We start from the raw sequence: 17543 nt of genomic DNA, 5'->3' as shown, positions 1-17543 counted from the left end.
CCTGCCCTGTCGCTGAGGTCAGTGCTCGCGTTCGAACACCACGAGCGTGTCGGCGAAGTTGCCGTCGACGAAATATGCCCGGCAGGTGAAGGGATCCTGAATCGTGCTGGCGGTTTCGGTCTGTGCGTCAACGATTCCCGAGACGTTCCATACGGTGATCCGCGAATGCTCGATACCCTTGAGAGCCTGGTCGGTGGTCAACGGGAACAAGTCCCGACTATCAGGGTCGAGGTCGCTCAGCTCCGACTTCACGTCGGAGAGCTGCGCGGTCGCCGGGGATACCAGCTTGCTGCGGACATCGGTTTCGCAGCGCTCCTGAGCCGTACGGGCCGCTGTGCGTTCAGCTGGATTCGTGAAGCCGAAGGCGTGTGTTTTCACGGCGACCACCGCGACGACGCCCAGAACGAACGCACAGGCCAGTACCCAGAGTCGGACTCGCGGCTTGTTCGACGACGGTTGGTTGCGCATCTCCACACCTTCACGGTCCGGTCTAAAACAATCGCGGCTGCGATCTCATTCAATACTCGATGATGCAACGGCCATCCGACGTCATCCCGGATAGAAACAGGTAGTGCAGTACTCACGGCACCTGCGCCACCGCTCCATACGCTGATGGGCATCAGGTTGCAGAAGGGCTTGCTGTGATGATCGTCTTGACGGATACCGTGAAAACCTGGGGACACTCGGCCACTGTCCATTACTCGCACGCTCCGCGCTCCGTCGTCGCTCAATCAACCCTGGCGTTGCACATGGAGTTCAACGTGAACCTTCCGCCCAAGCCGATCTTTCGCAGCTTCGGGTTCTTTCGTACCGCCGTGGTCGATGGATCGACGATCACCCTCAACGGACCGTCCCTTGTCGCGTCCGGCGTCACCGAGTTGCATTTCGAGCTCATCACAGACAACGGCGCATCGGTGTCCGTCGTCAATGAGTTCGACACGACCGGCACCTTCAGCGGCCCTCCGCAGGAGGCCGTCCGGGTCCGGAGGGTTTCGTTTCACCGCCCGAACGGAACGACGGCGTTCACCCATACAACCAAGGTCTATCCCGGCGGGCGTGACATCAGCGAACAGGAAGCGATCGAGACCGCAACAGCGACAATGATATCGCGCGGACTGAACCCGACCGAACTGATCATGAAAGTGACGACAGACGCTGAGCATGTCGCACGCCTACAGCGCCTCGACCCTGCGACCAACGAACTGGTCGACGAGGCGACCGATCCGCGACTCGGGTAGCCGGGACCAGCGACCTCAGGGTTGGTAGCCGTCGATAAATCCGGTGAGCCCCGATGGTGCATGTGGTCCGATCGCGATCTGCTCCACGACACCGATCCCGGTGCGCTCACCCATGGTGGCCTTGACGACGTTTTGCAGGTGGATCGAGGCGAAGTCGGTCGGGTCGAAGTCGTCGAGATTCATTGACTCCCGGCCGATCTCGAATTGTCCGTGATTGGTGCCGTGCCCCCATCGCGGATGCCAGTAGCCGAGACCGCGCATCCGGAAGGTGAACAGCTTCTCCACCTCGATATGGGTCTCGCCTTCGATAGGATCGGTGAACCACAGGTGGGCGCGCCGGATCTCCCGTCGCCCCGGCTCCCACTCGAGTTCATAACCGAGGTCGTAACATTCGCGCACACCCACCCGACTGCACGGCGAGGCGCCCGCCGGTATCGGGTCGAGAATCTGGGCCGTCTCCAGCCACCGGCGGCCATCCTCGTGCTCATGGAAGGCGTAGTGCGTGAATCGATCGCCGAAATGCAGAGGTGCCCAAAGCCAGAACACCTGAAACGGCATCGGTTGCCGGAGCACAGGCACCTGCTCACCGATGGGCCGGATTCCCCAGGATCGGTCGCGTGTTCCGGGTACCGCACCGGCCTCGACCTTCAGATCTTCACCGTCGACACAGATGGTTCCCTCCCAGGATCCCCACTGGGTGAGCCGGGTGTGATCGGTCAGCACGATGCCTTCGGCAGTACGCCGCTGTTGGCGAGGTTCCTCGATGGCGACGGTGGTGGCGCGGAAGGTCAGATCGCAGGAGATGCCGTGCTCGTTGGAATCGACGATGTAGCGGATGGTGCGCAGCGGTTCGACGACCTCGATGCGGAACGGGCCGATGTTGGCCGATCGGTCCAGAGGCATGGCCCCCGAAGCGAACACCGAATGCTCCACTCCGTCCTTGACGACGCTGAAGGCGGCGTCGATGATCCCACGCACCGGGTAGTGGCCCATCGCCGTACCGAAGTAGAACTCGCCGTCACGCTGATGACCGTTGAACCAGTAGCGGTCATAGTGGTTGGGATCGGCGCTGAACGGCGTGGCGACCGGGTCAGCCGAGCCGTGAATCGGGTAGTCGTCGAACGGCGTCAGCACGGCGTCAGCTGCCCGACTCGTTGATCTTCACCAGCATCTTGCCGATGTTGGCACCGTTGAACAGTCCGTTGAGCGCGTCGATGCTGGATTCGAGTCCCTCGTAGACGGTTTCGCGATGGACGAGCAGACCTTGTTGCTCCCATTCGCTCAGGGCGGCGAAGGCCTCATCGAAGTGCGCCCACTCTTCGAGTGCGATGAAGCCCTGCATCGTCGAGGCGGTGGCGAGCAGGTTGACGTAGTTGGACGGGCCGGGGTGATCGCCGTGGAGATAGCTGGAAATGATGCCGCACATCACCACGCGCGCCTTGTGGGCGAGGTTGGCCAGCACCGCATTGAGAATGTCGCCGCCGACGTTGTCAAAATAGACGTTGATGCCGCCCGGGCACACTTCTTTGAGTGCAGCGGTCAAGTCGCCGGCTTTGTAGTCGACACACGCGTCGAAGCCGAAATCCTCGACCACGACACGGCACTTGTCCGGGCCACCGGCGATACCGACCACCCGGGCACCGGCGATCTTGGCGATCTGACCGGCGACCGATCCGGTGGCACCGGCGGCCGCCGATACGACGACGGTCTCACCGGGTTGCGGTTTGCCGACGCCCTTCATGCCGAAGTAGGCGGTGGCGCCCGTCGGTCCGTAGATCGACATCACCGCGAGCGGATCGGTGTAACCGACCACCGGCGTGCTGAACAGGTCGTCGCGGATGATCGCGTAGTCCTGCAATCCGGTCAGGGTGGTGACCATGTCGCCGACTTTGTAGGCATCACACCGTGATTCGACAACTTCGCCGATACCGGCCACCCGGACGACCTCGCCCAATTCGAGGGCCGGAAGGTAGCCGGGTTCGCCGTCCAGCCAGGTGCGCGCGGCAGCATCGATACCCACATACGTCGTCCGCAGCAGTGCCTCACCGTCGGCGGGAACCGGTGCGGATGTGGTCACCATCTCCGTGTCATCGGGGGAGACCAGCCCATCCGGGCGGCGGCGCAACAGGATCTGGCGGTTCTGGCGATGTGCGGCGTCAGTCATTCACGTCTCCTGTAGTCAGCCTATTTTCCATATTGATTATCAGAACTAATATCGAATAGCGTCAACCCTCAGACCGAGAATGTCCCGCCTGGTAGGAGGAATCCGTGACCTCCAACGACGTAGCGCCGCGGCGCGGTCGGCCGCCCCGCATCGACAAGCACGCTATCGCCGCGGCTGTGGTGGCGATCGGGAGCGAGAACGTCACCATGCGCTTGGTCGCCGAGCATCTCGGCATCAGCGTGCCCGGTCTCTATCACCACGTGAAGAACCAGGACGAATTATTGCGACTGGCCGCCGAGAGCGCGTTGGTCATGTCGCCGCCACCCCGGTACGCGGGCGAGCACTGGGCGACGTGGATGCGTAGCTACGCGTCATACATCCGGACCGTACTGGCATCGCAGCCGGCGCTGGTGGAGAAGTTCGTCTCGGGCGGGGTGCGCGACGAAATGGAGATGGAGTGCAACGGCGCTGCGGTCGAGGCGCTGGCTGAGCACGGTCTCGCGCCCGACGACGCGATGGCCGTCTGGGCTGCGGTGAGCGCGATGGCAATCGGCAGTGTCACCGAGGCGCACCGTGAGCACCTCCACGCCGAAAGTGGACAGCCATGGCTAGCCCGGATCTTCACCCTGCTCGCCAAACATCCCGCCACCGATTACCCGACGCTGCGTGCGATAGCGCAGTCCGGCTACGACCCATTTGGCGACGACAGTTTCCAACAGCGAATGACCCTGTTGCTCAACGGTATTGCGGTGCAATACGGATTGCGACCCGAACCCTCGGGCTAGCTGCCCGGCATCCTGCGGACCAGCCCGTCGTCGAGCATCTGCTGGAAGTGCTCGGTGACGGTCTGTGCGGTCGGCCGGTAGGCCAGTCCGAGTTCGTTGCGGCTGCGGCTGTTGTCGAACACCAACGGGTAACCGATGTTGCGGTCGACGAACTTTCGGGTCAACCCGGCCACCGGAGCGATGACTTTCACGACCGCCTTCGGCGCGGTCATCCTCGGGAACGGGTAGAACGGGCCGAATCGGCGGCGCAGCATCTTGCCCATGTCCAGGAGGGTCAGCGATTCGGCGTTGACGATGTAGCGGCCGTGGGCCTCGGGGGTGAACCCGGCCCGTAGGTGCGCATCGGCGACGTCACGAACGTCCACCACGCCAAGGGTCAACGCGGGCGCTCCGGCCAGCAGGCTGCCGTCGGTGAACTGCTTCATGGTGCTCAAGCTCGCCGAGTCGCTGGCACTGGTCAGGGAAGGACCGAGCACCAGGCCCGGGTGGATGGTGACCATGTCCCAGCGCTCTTGGGCTTTTTGATACCGCCAGGCCTCCTGTTCGGCCACCGTCTTGGAGTAGGGGTACGGCTGGTGGTCAGCACTGCTGGTGGTGTTCCAATGCTCATCGGTGAAGACGCCGCCGGGGATATCCCGTGACTCGCGGGCGTCGCCGTAGATCGCCACCACGCTGCTGGTCAGCACCACGCGTTTGACACTCTCGGTGCGGTTGACGGCATCCAGCACGTTGCGGGTGCCCTCCAGCGCCGGGCGGATCAGCGCCTCCTGCGCATCCTTGAAGCCCGAAAGCAGGAATGGCGAGGCAGTGTGCATGACAAGCTCGCACCCGGCCATGGCCTCGTCGAAGCTGCCGGGCTCGAGCAGGTCCGCCTTGAACAGTGTCAACCGGCCGGGATGGTCGGCCGACAGCGTGTGCAGATGCTCCAACCCGGAGGCCTTCTGCGGGTTGCGAACCGTGCCGTGCACGGTGTGACCGGCTTCGAGGAGGGACCGGACGATCCAGCTGCCGATGTAGCCGCTGGCGCCCGTCACCAGCACCGGTGCGTCCGGGTCGATCGGTGTCGGGGATGTGCTCATGCGAGTTCCTCTCGTGCGGGTCAGCTCGAGCATATTGGTGATGACGTGACCCATGTGGGGGGACAGTTAACGGTATGAGTAGCCAGAAGGTACCTAAACCCAGCGACCTTAGGTCGGCCGCTCAGGCGGCGGTCGAGACGGCCCAGTCCGCGGTCGGTGCTGCACAGGCGGTGGCGAGCGGCGCCATGCGCATTCCGCCGGCGTCAGCTCAACTTGCCGCCCAATTACCCGATCTCCTCGAGAATCTTGCGGTCGCGACCGAACGCCTCAACATGACGATCGACCGGACCGAACGGTACATGGCCATGGCCGACCCGATGTTCCGCACCCTGGACCGTCTCCTGCCACAGCTCGAATCGCTGATCAACACGGGCAACGACGTCTTCCGGACCTTGACGAACCTCCCGGGCATCTCCACCCTGAGCCGGATCGCCGGCCGCGGTCAAGACGACCGAAGCTGACTCTCGGTCTAGGTGATGCCGAGGACGGCAGCGGTGAAGCGCCACAGCGTTTGTGTGGCTTGATCGGAACTCGGCGTCGGGGTGACCCGGAGCTGTTGTGCGATGCCGTGGCGCAGGCCGCCGATGACGTAAGCGCCCGCGCTGTCGGGGTCCAGGTCCGTTGGGAGTTCACCCAGTTGCTGGCCGTGGCGGATGTTGACGGCGGCGTTGTCCATGAGGTCATGAACGTAGGCAGCCTCGAGCTCGGTGAGCTGCGGGTCGCTGGCCGTGCGGTTGAGCAGGATCGGCGCCAGCGGGTCGGCGAGGTGATAGGCGACGAAACGGTGGGTGCGGTCGCGTTCCCGAGTAGCCCAGTCGCCGTTGGGCAGGTGAGCATCGGCGATCGCGTGTCGCAGCCCGTCGTAGAAGCCCTCATAGATCGCCGTCAGCAGACCACTCTTTGATCCGAAGTGGTGGTAGAGCGCGCCGGTGCTCAACCCGGCGCGGCGGGTCAGCCCGCTGAGTTCGAAGGCACCGTTTCCGGCGACGAGTTCCTCGCGGGCCGCGTCGAGAAGTTGTTGACGTCCGACCGGCGCGCGTGCCATAGTCCGAACCATAACAGAAGTCAGTTATGTTTCGGTGAGGGTGACCCATGAGCACTGAAGTGACCTCGTTGACGGAGTTGGCCGGCGACCTGGCCGGTACCTACCGGCGGACCCGCAGTAGTGGCGAGCAGGTGGACCCTGCGGTAGCAGACGCAGACCTGGCGGCGGTGCTGCGCGACGGATACGTGATCCTGCCTGATCTGCTCACTGCGGCCGAGCTCGACGAGATTCGGGAATCTGTGGGTCCACTGTTGGATCTGCCGGGCCGCAACGGGTTTGAAGGACACGCCACCCAGCGGGTGTACAGCGTGCTGAACAAGACCCGCAGCTGCGACCGGATCGCCGACCATCCGCGCGTGCTGGCGCTGCTGGATCGGTTGTTCATGCCGAACTACCTGTTGTCGATGTTGCAGGTGATCAAGATCCTGCCGGGGGAGCAGGCGCAGATGCTGCACACTGACGACGGCTTCTACCCGTTGCCCAGGCCACGAAAAGCCTTGGGCGCAGCCACAATCTGGGCGATCGATGACTTCACCGCCGACAACGGCGCCACCGACATCGTCGCGGGCAGCCATGAGTGGGGCGATCGATTGCCCGAGCCTGACGAACGTGAACCGGTGGTGATGAGCGCTGGGTCGTGCGTGTTCTTTCCCGGGACGCTGTGGCACGGGGGAGGCGCCAACCGATCCTCGAACGCTCGCCTGGCGCTGACGGCGCAGTACTGCGAACCGTGGCTGCGGCCGCAGGAAGCGTTCACGTTGTCGATGACCCGCGACACCGTGCGCGCGGTCTCCGAGGACATCCGACGCATGCTCGGCTACAGCATCCATCCGCCGTTCATCGGCCAGGTCGACGGCATGCACCCCAAGCGTCTGCTCGAACCGGGTGCGCAGCCAGTCTGGCGCATTGCTGTGCAAAATTGCCCTCCATGCAACACGATTCGTGATGATCGCCGTCAATAATGCTTGTTCAGTTGAGGATTGACACTCCCGTCGCCTTTCATCGCCGGCTCGACAGATGTTTGTGAGCCTGGCCCAATGCAGTCTCGACTCTCGCTTTTTCATGTGACTGCGAGTACCGTTAAACGTGTTGGTGCTCCGTCATTGCAGATTGCCCATTCGGGTTTGAGAGCATCAATTCAATAAAGCCGATTCGATCGGCCATAGATGGGGGCGTCCACATGACGCTACAAGTGGTTGAGAATGGGCAACGGCCGCAAGGCTTGTCGCGTATTTCGAGGTTGCGGTTGAAACCGACGGCGCCACGCAGTGGGTTCGTCGATGGGGCATGGTGGCCTCGCGGTGATGATCTCTGTGCTGAACTTCCCGACCTTCTAGTAGGGCTGCCGGTCAGGCTGGGGCAAGTTGAACGGGTGCTCTACCGATTGTCTGACTGGCGGCCCGCGCCGCGAAAACTCTACGTTGGCAGCGGTCCAGTCAAGCTGGACGGGTATGAGCGCCAACCGATCTCAACCATCAGCCTGCTAGGACCTGGATTCCGTCGACTCGATTTGCTGGTCTTGGCTGTGCATGCGGAAGCCTCCGACGCGCACACGACGATGATGAGGGCCGCACATCCCTGCGACGAGACCCGGGTGGATCGCCTTCTCGGAATCGACCCGCGCGTCCGGATCAGCTTGGACCGAGCCAGCGCTGCCCAGCAGCGCTGGGAATCAGAAATACCCAAACCATACAGCGCGTCCCCGAATACGCATCCGGTGACCGCATTCTGAAGACCACAACGCTGGCGATGTCGTCAGGGATCGGATTTGACCATGACTGTACAAGTAACGCGCAACGACGGCATCACTGATGAGTTTGCCCGCTTCGGCGATCGCTACGTCAAACACGCCGACGGGTCACTGGAGGTTGTCCGAGCCGGAACGATGCAGCCCGCGACCTATCCGGCGGACAGCTGGGCTGAGGTGGCCGGAGACGAGAAGCGCAAGCCTCACGGGCTATTTCATCACCGCACATAGCGCGGCTAGTGCCGAGTGAGCATCGAGTCACGTTCGAGATTCACTCGCCGCGTCATTCCGCCTTCTGACTCCCAGCGCTCTTGAGCATTGGATGCCTGCGTGCGGCTGTCACGTTCTCGCTGGCTGATCATGAGCAATCCGTCGACGGTCGCGGCGTTGTGGGGTTGCGCTGCGGTCATCATGGTGCGGTGAGCGTCGTCGGCGTCGGCATGCGGCGGAATCACCAGTAGGGTGAGCCGGTCACCGTCGAGCCCGAGAACTTCAATGGTGTTGATCGGTTGACGCCGATAGCCATCCAAGCGCACCGCGCGCCCTCCGGTGATGAGCTTTCGTGGTGCGTTGGCCCATGCCTTCAGGTGATACATCACCCGTTCGATGCGGCCCAGACGTACCGAGAGCACGGCCAACAGGTCTGGTAGCTCGGCACTGAGGTCGTCGCTGTGCGGCCACCAAGCCCCGTCAACATAGCCGCTTTGGGGTGCCTTGGGTTTCAACCGCAGGCGTGGCGTACGCGCCGGCACGGTGGAGTTCTGATCATTTTTGCGTGTCTGCTGTGGCGTCATGATGACGCTCCTGCCCGGACTGCGTGAAGCGGTCCTATCCTTCAAATCAGCGATGACACACTCGAAATGGTTGCGTGTACGAAGTACCGCCGATAGTTGTGATCCTACGCCGATCCAGCTTGACTACAGTGCGCATCGGACCCGACGCCTGCGGTCTCGGCGACGAGGTGGTCCACGACGTCGAGCAGGCTGTTGCGCACGCGCATGGCGCGACGCTGCCGGGCCGCAGAACTACCGTCTGCCAGCGCCTGCTGCGCCAATTCCTCAACGGCCTGCCAATCTCCGGACGCCTGCAGCTGTGGGCGGAGCATCTGGACCAAGTCGGTGACCACATCGCCCGCGGGGCGACTCGCCGGATCTATCAAGTCCACTAGATCGGCTTCCAATCCAGATCGGGCAGCCCGCCACAACGCGGCGCGGCCGAGCGGAGGGACCACTATGGCGGCAGGCACCCCGGCGCGTAGGCCCTCGACTTCGCGTTCTACGAGCGCGCGGAACAGGGCCGCGATCAGGACGATGGTGTCGGCCCGCGGGCAGCTGTCGCACACGCGCAGCTCCAACGTGGGCGTTCGCAGGGCCGGGCGAACGTCAAAGTATGACATCCCTGCGTCGCTAATCACCCCGGTCGCAACCAGATTGGAGATCAACGTGTCGTACTCCGCGGCTGACGTGGCCGGGGGAGCCAAACCGGTGGTGGGCCATCGTTGCCAAACCAGTGTGCGGACACTGCTATAGCCGGTGTCAGATCCGTCGGACCAGAATGGTGAACTCGCACTCAATGCGAGCAGAGTCGGAACATATGCCGCGACTCGGCCGGCCACCAGGACCGACTCGTCGCGGTCGTCGATTCCCACGTGAATCTGGGTACCGCAGATCAGTTGCTCGCGCGCCAACAGCTGATAGTCGGCAAGCATCTGCTGATAGCGGGAAGTCTGGGTCACGCGCATCTCACTGGGCACCGACAAAGGAACAGCGCCTGCGGCAACCACGCCCAACCCGAGAGTAGACGCCGTATCGACGAGGACTCGGCGTCTCGCTGTCAGATCAGCCCGCAGTTCCGTAAGCGTACTGACCACGCCGCCGTTCGTCTCCACGACGCAGCCCTGCAATTCGGCCACATAACTGTCAGACAGCAGTTGCAGCAGCTCTGGTGCGCGCGCTGCCAACCGCCTGGTCGTGAGGTCGACAAGGTGGAACTCTTCCTCAATGCCGACCGTCCGGGGCATCTATCCTCCAGTCAGTGAAAATGCTGCTGACGACCAGCTGGGTAGCCGTCGCTCGCCACGATGAAACCCACGCCGGGCCGTATGCGTCCGTGGGCATGTGGCCTTCCGCCGGCTAGTCAATTGTTCTGGCGGTCCTTGCCGTCAGGAGGGGTGCACGTCTGGGGTGGCTGTGGGTCTGTATCCATCGTGTCCGCGTGGTCCCACTGGGTCGTTGAACTGCTCAGGGGAGGTCGGCGCCGCGTTGCGGTGGACGTCGCCCGGCTGCGGCAGACCCCAGGCTGGGGCCGCACAGATGTCGGCTTCTGACTGCGTTTGTTGCCCGCCACCCACGCGAAGACCGCGATGAGCATTGCCACCGCGAACACCACGAAGACGATGAAAACGTTACTGCTGGTAGCCATCTCGGCTCCTTCGGACTTGTGGGAACGCGAGGTCGACTGTGAAATCGGTTGCGCCCCAGGGCGTTGTCGTACCATCTGCGGCTCAGCGGGGACAGGCACGGAGCTGATTGCAGCCGTCGGCACCGTGTCGTCGGCTATGACCGTGGGTCGGTCAGTAGTAGTGGCGTCGACCGCCGACGGCGTGACCCGTCCGCCCCATCAGCATCATGAGCAGGCCGACGACCAGCAGGATGACCCCGATGACAAGTACGACATGGGCGAAGGCGAATGTGGGGACGAGACTGGGGAGGAGTAGCCCCAGAACGATCATGACGATTCCGAGGACGATCATGGCGTTTACCTAGTTTCGGTGTAGATGTTTGTGGGCGGGTTTGCCCGGGTCAGTGTTCGAAGGCGTCCCTGGTGCCTCTACCTAATGGGCGATCTTTCACCGGCGCTCATGCGGACTCCTTGGTTCTCGGTGTTCATGGCCCGCGCACGCGGGAGATCCTCTGTTACTCCGATCGCTAAGCGGCGGCGAGCCGGTACGACGAACTCAGGGAGGTTGCCGCGGGGCGGGAGCGCAGAACCTGCGGGGCGTTGCCACTGCACACAACGTGGAGGCAGGATGAGGTCGGTCCCGGCAGCTGCGTTCTGAACCACCGGAACCTCAGCGTTCTGGGCCGCCGGCAGCACACAACTCCGTGGTTGAGTAATACCCGTTTCACGCCCCCGCCAACCGATTGAGGCACCATCACTTCGCCACATACGGCGGATCGCCCGGCCGGGATCATCCGCCGCCGCAGGCTTAACGCTATTCAGCCGATTACATTCGGCCACTGGGCGGCGTCGGCCAACGGAGCCACGCAGCCACGCAGCCACCGATCAATCGCCTGTGGCCCGCAGCATGATCTCTGAGATGCTCGTGCGGCTCTGCCCATCGGTGGTGCCCAACTTCGAAATCCACACCAGCACGTTGGAGGTTTCCGTCGGATTGTCGACGGTGATGGTGTTTTCTCCCGGCTGTAACGCCACGTACGGCGTCAGCTCGGTGGTGTCGGACAGGCTGTTCGGGTGGGCACTGTCGGCCGCACGAACCTGGACTTCTGTTCCGGTGCTGGGCACGTCGATCGTCACCTCGCTCAACGCGGTCGGCGAGGGGAGCTGAAGGATCAGGCCGACGCCTTCTTTGAAGGCCGGGAACGGCGCGGCATCCTGGTAGATATCGGTGGACCACGACGTATCCGGGTCGCCGTCGACGGCCAGACCCGCCTGATCCGGATGGTCCGGTGAGCCGCCGGGGGAGAACACCGTCGCACTCTCGGGCGTCACGATCGGCGGCGGGGCGCTGTACCCGGACGAGCCCCCACCGCGGATGAGAAAGATGGACGTGGCAACGATCATCGCGACCACGGCCAGAATCAGGACGATGCGCACCGGACGGGACGTCAAAGCCCGGCGGCGACTACCTGGCTTCACTTCGACCGAGTTGCGCCGGCGGCGTCCGCGGGTCCCGGCCGAATGATTGACCACCGAGTCGGCGAACAGCGTTCGGTCATCCCAGGGGCCGCTGACCTCCACCACATCCCCGTCGGAAAGTTCACCCGTAATGGAGTTGCCACGTAGCTCGACCGGCACGACGGTGTGCGCTTCACCGGTCGATTCGTATCGCTCCACGCGGAAGGTCCAGACCTCCTCTTCGCCGTCAGGTCCGGATGGTCTCTTCTGAACGTCGCGGGCGGTGCCCAGGAATGTGAGCATGGCCAACCGCATCGTCTCCGGTGAGCTGCTCCGCTCACGGACGTCGGAGATCTCGAGCGGGGCGGTGTGCCCACCCGTATCAGGGGGCGTCGGCTCGGAATCCCGCACCGGCACCGGCTGGGGCGCGGTCGACACCTCCGTGCTCCCGCCCAGCGCCCGGGCGAAGTCCAGGCACCGCGCGTAGCGCTCACCGGGTTGCTTCGCCAGCGCCTTCGCCATCACGGCGTCGAGATGGGCGAGGTCGCGACGACGCTCGGACAGCCGGGGCGGAGGTGCATAGAGGTGGTTGCCGGCCACGATGATGCGATTGGCGTCGTCGAAGAGAGGCGTTCCGGTCAACAGATGGAAGGCGGTCGCCGCCAGGGCGTACTGGTCTGCTCGGCCATCGAGCGTCTTTCCGGTGAGCTGCTCGGGCGCTACATACGCGACGGTACCGATGGCCACATCGGTCTCCGTGAGGCCACTGACGTCGTCGGCCTCACGGGCGATGCCGAAATCGGTGAGCAGTATGCGTCGCCGGGCACTCCCCGACGGAGGAGTGACCAGGATGTTCGCCGGTTTGACGTCGCGGTGCAGCAGGTTCCGTTCGTGCGCGACGTCGAGGGCTTCGGCGACTGCCGTCACGATCTCCACCACGTCCGGCAAGGGCATTCCAGACGGGTGCTGCTCGATCAAGTGCTTGGCGTCAGTGCCTTCGACGTAGTCCATCGAGATCCACAGCCGGCCGTCGAACTCGCCACGATCGTGCACCCCGATGATGTGCGGATGCCACAACGTTGCGGCCAACTCTGCCTCTCGGGTGAACCGGGCGCGGAACTCCTCATCGCGCGTGGTGTTCACCGAAAGGATCTTGAGTGCATCCAGACGAGGCAGTCGCGGATGCTGGGCCAGGTAGACCTCACCCATGCCACCGGCGCCCAAAAGCCGCACAATGGTGTACCCGGCAAAGACGTCACCGGCATTGAACGGCATATTCGAAGCCTACAAAGCACGGCAAATCGGGCGCGAACAGGTGTTCGTCGGGCCGGCGATGCCTTGAACAGATTTAGCCGAGCCCGTCCCAGAACCGGGTGAGGGCGGCCGCGCCACGAGCCGGGTCCTGCACCATCCACCAATGACCGAGCCCGTCGAGCACCTCCGTGCGTGCAGCGGCCCGCGTCGCAGCACGCTGTCGAATTTCGTCGGAGCCGATGTAGGGATCATCGGTGGCGAGCAGGGAAAGGCCCGGCCGGGCCCGAGCGTTCTCCAGCGCTCGCCCGGCCTCCGCCATCGCGGGTTGGCGGGCCGAGCGGTACAGCGAGAGGATCGCGCGCCCCATCTCTGGGCCTTGGTCGGCGGCGACCGAAGTCGCGATGTCGATCGGTATGCCCAGCGCGGCCATTTGGGCGGCGCGGTCCTCGACGGTTCCACCGAGCATGGCGTCGACGAGTTGCTCACCCTCTCCGGGCGTCTGCCAGACCTGGGCCATGTCGTGCCACACATAGTCGGGGTCCAGGACACCGATGACATCGGTGGCCCAGCTGCGCACCAGTTCGGGCCGATGCATCACGACGCTCATCACATGGCCGCCGCCCCAGTCATGCCCGACGACATCGAGGGGTCCGTCGATGTTCTCCAGCTCGTCTTCGAGCCAGTCCCGGTAGGCAAGGAAGGTCGCCGGAAAGCCGTCGGGGAGTGGCGCACCGAACCCTGGCGGCGACAGCCGCACCACATCATCGCGACCGAGCGCCTCGACAAGCGGCCCCCAGATCGCGTCAGTCTCCGGATTGCCATGCACCAGAACCACAGTCATGGAGGTCATCCTTCCATCGCCCTCGTGCTGGGGGCACCCGTTTGGCACCTGTGGTCAGGTGTCCTCGAGATAGACCAAGCCGTTGCCGTCGGGGTCGGTGAAGGAAAACATCGCCGGTATTCCCTCCATCCGGACCAATTCGTCGTTGTGCGGGGCCCCGCAATGCGAGCTGATTGTCCAGGAACTGTTTGAGCGTTTCGCTCGTCGCCCGGAGTGCCTGGTACATGGGTCAACTGACCTCCGGCCCGACCGCAGTGATCATGGCCCGTCTGCCCAGCTGCCGCGGATTGTGTCTACGAGAGTGGCCGGGGAGAGGGCGCCGAGCTCGATCCGATGTGGAGTGAGCTTGAATCACCCCGGGTTTGATGCACACCTTCTTTCGAGGGAAGGTAGTTCGCATCATGCCGAAGAGATACGACGAGGAGTTCAAGGCCCGAGCGGTCCGGTTGGTCACTGACCATCTCGAGGAGTACGACACCCGCACCGCCTGCATCACCGCGGTCGCCAAGCGGTTGGGAGTGTCCTACGAAACGCTGCGGCGGTGGATCAACCAAACTGAGGTCGATACCGGGGTCCGCGACGGGGTATCCACCGACATCTCGCGCGAGAACCGGGAACTCAAGCGTAAGAATCGTGAGCTTGAGGAAACGATCGAAATCCTCAAGGCGGCAACAAGTTTCTTCGCGCGGGAGAGCGACCCGCGACGCCGTTGATCTGTGCGTTCATCGCCGAGCATCGTGCTCGGTTCGGGGTCGCTCCGATCTGCCGCGTGCTCACTGAGCACGGCTGCAAGATCGCTCCGAGAACCTTCTACGCCTGGCTGTCGCGGCCCCCGTCAGCGCGGGCCTTGTGGGACACCGTCATCACCGAGGTGATGGCCGGCTACTACGAGCCCGACGAGGCGGGCCGCCGCAAGCCGGAGTCGTTGTACGGCGCGGTCAAGATGTGGGCTCACCTGCAACGCCAGGGCATCACGGTGGCCCGCTGCACCGTGGAACGCCTCATGCGGGCCAACGGATGGCAGGGGGTGACCCGGCGCAAAAAGGTCCGCACCACGATCGCTGACCCGGCCGCAGCCCGCGCTGCGGATCTGGTCAAACGCCGGTTCCGGGTGCCCGCCCCCAACATGCTGCTCGTCGCCGATTTCACCTACGTGCGACTCGCCTCTGGGGTGTTCGTCTACACCGCGTTCGCCATCGATGCCTACGCGGGGCGGATCGTGGGCTGGACGTGCTCGGCCAGCAAGGAGGATCGGTTCGTACGCCAAGCCATCCGGCACGCCGCGCTACTCAGAATGAGTCAGGGCAATCCGTTGCTGGGCAACACTATTCATCATAGTGATGCGGGGTCGCAGGGCGGATTCAACTGGTCGTCGCAACACCTTGATCACGGAGGTGTGGTGTGGCCAAGCGTAAGGACGCGGAATCGGTTGGTAGGCGACGGCAGTGGGCGGCTGACCGTGCGTTGCGGCCTGCGATGCGCTCACCAGGGCGCCCGGACCCGTCGCGGTCGGTGCAGCGTCAGTTTTGGCGGCTGATCGCCCAGGGTGTCTCCACCGACGACGCAGCCGCAGAGGTCGGCGTGTCGACACCGGTGGCGACCAGGTGGTTCCACCACGCTGGCGGCATGACGCCGATCAGTCTGGATGAGCCCACGGGCCGGTATCTGTCGTTCGCCGAGCGGGAGGAGATCGCACTGCTACGCGCCCAGGGCGCCGGGGTGCGTGAGATCGCCCGCGAGATCAAGCGTGACCCCTCGACAGTTTCGCGGGAACTGCGGCGCAACGCAGCCACCCGCAGCGGCACGCAGGTGTACCGCGCAGGGGTGGCGCAGTGGAAGGCCCAGCAAGCAGCAAAGCGCCCGAAACCCGCGAAACTGGCAGTCAACCCGCAGCTGCGTGAGTACGTGCAGCAGCGGCTCGATGGCAGTGTCCGCGGACCCGACGGCACCGCCGTCGCAGGTCCGCAGACCAAGGCCTGGAACGGCCGCAACAAGCCGCACCGACAAGACCGACGGTGGTCGACAGCATGGAGCCCGGAACAGATTGCCCACCGCTTACCGCTGGATTTCCCCGATGATGAGTCCATGCGCATCAGCCATGAGGCGATCTATCAGTCCTTGTTCATCGAGGGGCGTGGGGCGCTCAAACGGGAATTGGTCGCGTGCCTGCGGACCGGTCGTGCGCTGCGGGTCCCGCGGGCCAGGACACAGAACAAACCGCAGGGACATGTCACCGCGGACGTCGTGATCAGCAAACGCCCTGCCGAAGCCGCCGATCGCGCAGTTCCTGGGCATTGGGAGGGTGATTTGATCATCGGTGCGGGCCGGTCGGCGATTGCCACCGTGGTGGAACGCAAGAGCCGCTCGGTGATGCTGGTTCACCTTCCCCGCCTCGAGGGGTGGGGTCTGGCGCCGCCGGTGAAGAACGGGCCGGCGCTCAGCGGCTACGGCGCCGAGGCGATGAACGCTGCCCTGATCGCCTCACTGGCACAGCTACCCAAGCAGCTGCGTCAGACGTTGACATGGGACCGCGGCAAAGAGTTGGCCGCGCACGCCCAGTTCACCTTCGACACCGGAACGAAGGTGTTTTTCGCCGACCCGCACTCGCCATGGCAGCGGCCTACCAACGAGAACACCAATGGCGTTCTGCGTCAGTACTTTCCGAAAGGCACCGACTTATCTCGATGGTCGGCTCAAGACCTCGAAGCGGTCGCACTGACGCTCAACAACCGACCCCGAAAGGTCCTCGGCTGGAAGACTCCCGCCGAAGTCTTTGCCCAACAGCTACACTCACTCCAACAACCCGGTGTTGCAACGACCGATTGAACCCGCCCAGTACACCTCGGTGCGGTTCGGAGAAACCCTGTCCCTGTCGGGGCTGATCCCGTCAATCGGAACGGTCGGGGACGCCTTCGACAACGCCCTGGCCGAAACGACCATAGGGCTGTACAAAACCGAAGCCATCCGCGACGACTCGCCATTCCGACGGGGCCCGCTGCAACGGCTGGCCGACGTCGAGATGCTCACCGCCGACTGGGTGCACTGGTACAACACCGATCGGCTCATGCACCGCCTGGGCCGCATCCCACCGACCGAATACGAGGCCATCTACTACGCTACAAACACAGCCCAACCAGAGGCTGCACACCCATAACCACGTGTGCATCAAACCCGGGGCGATTCAGCTCCCACAGCGCGGCTTGCTGACCATCGCTGAGGGTAGCCAGCACACGAGGGGAGTGGCGGTGCGTCAATCCTTTGAGCCACTCGGCGATTCGGGTTTCGTCGGCCTCATTCCACAGAATGAAGTCAGCGTCGACCGGTAACAGATCCAGATCCGGACCAGGTGTTGTCAGCTGCTCGACCAGGACGAGGTCGGGTGCCTCTTTGATGGCCTGCCGGACGATGTCGCCAAGCAACCCGGTGTAGCCGACGAGCGCCACACGGACTGTGAAATTGGCTTGGGTCACGAACTCATACCTCCGCTTCTACACCGTCGTATCAAGTTACTGTCGCGCAGCATGTCCCGTAT

The 17543-nt window shown here is 63.9% G+C and carries 18 protein-coding genes and 3 pseudogenes; 9 read left to right on the top strand and 12 right to left on the bottom strand.

Annotation, left to right across the window (positions count from 1 at the left end):
- Positions 1-18: 18 nt before the first annotated feature.
- Positions 19-468 (bottom strand): hypothetical protein, encoded by a 450-nt coding sequence (locus JOF57_RS11675; RefSeq protein ID WP_234938108.1) that lies wholly within the window; start codon positions 466-468, stop codon positions 19-21.
- Between the two features lie 176 nt (positions 469-644).
- Here JOF57_RS11675 and JOF57_RS11670 point away from each other — a divergent pair, with 176 nt between their 5' ends.
- The gene (locus tag JOF57_RS11670) at positions 645-1238 is read left to right on the top strand and encodes a hypothetical protein (protein WP_209916578.1); all 594 of its coding nucleotides are present in this window, start codon (positions 645-647) and stop codon (positions 1236-1238) included.
- 15 nt (positions 1239-1253) lie between these two features.
- On the opposite strand, the gene JOF57_RS11665 is transcribed toward JOF57_RS11670, so the two are convergent.
- Positions 1254-2372, bottom strand: coding sequence for an Rv3169 family protein (locus JOF57_RS11665; protein ID WP_209916577.1), 1119 nt, complete (start codon positions 2370-2372; stop codon positions 1254-1256).
- Positions 2373-2376: 4 nt separating this feature from the next.
- Positions 2377-3402, bottom strand: coding sequence for an NADP-dependent oxidoreductase (locus JOF57_RS11660; protein ID WP_209916576.1), 1026 nt, complete (start codon positions 3400-3402; stop codon positions 2377-2379).
- A 104-nt stretch (positions 3403-3506) separates the two neighbouring features.
- Between JOF57_RS11660 and JOF57_RS30930 the strand changes: the two genes are divergently transcribed.
- Entirely contained in the window at positions 3507-4187 is a 681-nt protein-coding gene (locus JOF57_RS30930; RefSeq protein WP_209916575.1) for a TetR family transcriptional regulator, read from the top strand.
- Here the strand turns inward: JOF57_RS30930 and JOF57_RS11650 are convergent.
- A complete protein-coding gene (locus JOF57_RS11650) occupies positions 4184-5266 on the bottom strand; it encodes an SDR family oxidoreductase (protein WP_209916574.1) in 1083 nt (360 codons plus the stop codon). The two genes, JOF57_RS30930 and JOF57_RS11650, sit on opposite strands and share 4 nt — an antisense overlap.
- Before the next feature lie 74 nt (positions 5267-5340).
- On the opposite strand from JOF57_RS11650, the gene JOF57_RS11645 reads away from it, so the two are divergent.
- On the top strand, positions 5341-5727 hold the full coding sequence (locus JOF57_RS11645; protein ID WP_209916573.1) for a hypothetical protein: 387 nt from the start codon (positions 5341-5343) through the stop codon (positions 5725-5727).
- Between the two features lie 8 nt (positions 5728-5735).
- Here JOF57_RS11645 and JOF57_RS11640 read toward each other — a convergent pair whose 3' ends face one another.
- Positions 5736-6311 carry a TetR/AcrR family transcriptional regulator gene (locus JOF57_RS11640; RefSeq protein WP_209916572.1) on the bottom strand — a complete coding sequence of 192 codons (576 nt, stop codon included), beginning with the start codon at positions 6309-6311 and terminating at the stop codon, positions 5736-5738.
- Positions 6312-6358: 47 nt separating this feature from the next.
- Between JOF57_RS11640 and JOF57_RS11635 the strand changes: the two are divergent.
- The 3 genes and pseudogenes from JOF57_RS11635 to JOF57_RS11630 all read left to right on the top strand — a co-directional run.
- A pseudogene (locus JOF57_RS11635) lies at positions 6359-7210 on the top strand (phytanoyl-CoA dioxygenase family protein); the annotation flags it as partial.
- A gap of 281 nt (positions 7211-7491) precedes the next feature.
- Positions 7492-8043, top strand: a complete 552-nt coding sequence (locus JOF57_RS30925; RefSeq protein ID WP_234938107.1) for a DUF5994 family protein — start codon at positions 7492-7494, stop codon at positions 8041-8043.
- Between the two features lie 42 nt (positions 8044-8085).
- Positions 8086-8289: a hypothetical protein gene (locus JOF57_RS11630; protein WP_209916570.1), complete on the top strand. Its 204-nt coding sequence runs from the start codon at positions 8086-8088 to the stop codon at positions 8287-8289.
- Between the two features lie 5 nt (positions 8290-8294).
- On the opposite strand, the gene JOF57_RS11625 is transcribed toward JOF57_RS11630, so the two are convergent.
- The 6 genes from JOF57_RS11625 to JOF57_RS11600 form a co-directional block, all read right to left on the bottom strand.
- Complete coding sequence (locus JOF57_RS11625; RefSeq protein WP_234938106.1) at positions 8295-8852, bottom strand: DUF5994 family protein; 558 nt, start codon at positions 8850-8852, stop codon at positions 8295-8297.
- Positions 8853-8956: 104 nt separating this feature from the next.
- Positions 8957-10078, bottom strand: coding sequence for a carboxylate-amine ligase (locus JOF57_RS11620; protein WP_209916568.1), 1122 nt, complete (start codon positions 10076-10078; stop codon positions 8957-8959).
- A gap of 116 nt (positions 10079-10194) precedes the next feature.
- Positions 10195-10479 (bottom strand): hypothetical protein, encoded by a 285-nt coding sequence (locus tag JOF57_RS11615; protein ID WP_209916566.1) that lies wholly within the window; start codon positions 10477-10479, stop codon positions 10195-10197.
- 151 nt (positions 10480-10630) lie between these two features.
- Positions 10631-10810, bottom strand: a complete 180-nt coding sequence (locus JOF57_RS11610; protein ID WP_209916564.1) for a DUF6131 family protein — start codon at positions 10808-10810, stop codon at positions 10631-10633.
- A gap of 533 nt (positions 10811-11343) precedes the next feature.
- The gene (locus JOF57_RS11605; RefSeq protein WP_209916562.1) at positions 11344-13191 is read right to left on the bottom strand and encodes a serine/threonine-protein kinase; all 1848 of its coding nucleotides are present in this window, start codon (positions 13189-13191) and stop codon (positions 11344-11346) included.
- A gap of 73 nt (positions 13192-13264) precedes the next feature.
- Complete coding sequence (locus JOF57_RS11600) at positions 13265-14011, bottom strand: alpha/beta fold hydrolase (RefSeq protein WP_209916560.1); 747 nt, start codon at positions 14009-14011, stop codon at positions 13265-13267.
- A gap of 401 nt (positions 14012-14412) precedes the next feature.
- Here JOF57_RS11600 and JOF57_RS30920 point away from each other — a divergent pair.
- The 3 genes and pseudogenes from JOF57_RS30920 to JOF57_RS11580 all read left to right on the top strand — a co-directional run.
- A pseudogene (locus JOF57_RS30920) lies at positions 14413-15365 on the top strand (IS3 family transposase); the annotation flags it as partial.
- Between the two features lie 122 nt (positions 15366-15487).
- Positions 15488-16837, top strand: coding sequence for an IS30 family transposase (locus JOF57_RS11585; RefSeq protein ID WP_234713714.1), 1350 nt, complete (start codon positions 15488-15490; stop codon positions 16835-16837).
- Positions 16838-16841: 4 nt separating this feature from the next.
- A pseudogene (locus JOF57_RS11580) lies at positions 16842-17165 on the top strand (integrase core domain-containing protein); the annotation flags it as partial.
- On the opposite strand, the gene JOF57_RS11575 reads toward JOF57_RS11580, so the two are convergent.
- Entirely contained in the window at positions 17128-17481 is a 354-nt protein-coding gene (locus JOF57_RS11575; protein ID WP_209916558.1) for a hypothetical protein, read from the bottom strand. The pseudogene JOF57_RS11580 and the gene JOF57_RS11575 sit on opposite strands and share 38 nt — an antisense overlap.
- Positions 17482-17543 lie beyond the last annotated feature (62 nt).

Source organism: Mycolicibacterium lutetiense (assembly GCF_017876775.1).
GTDB lineage: Bacteria > Actinomycetota > Actinomycetes > Mycobacteriales > Mycobacteriaceae > Mycobacterium > Mycobacterium lutetiense.
This window is presented reverse-complemented; position numbering and strand designations above follow the sequence as displayed.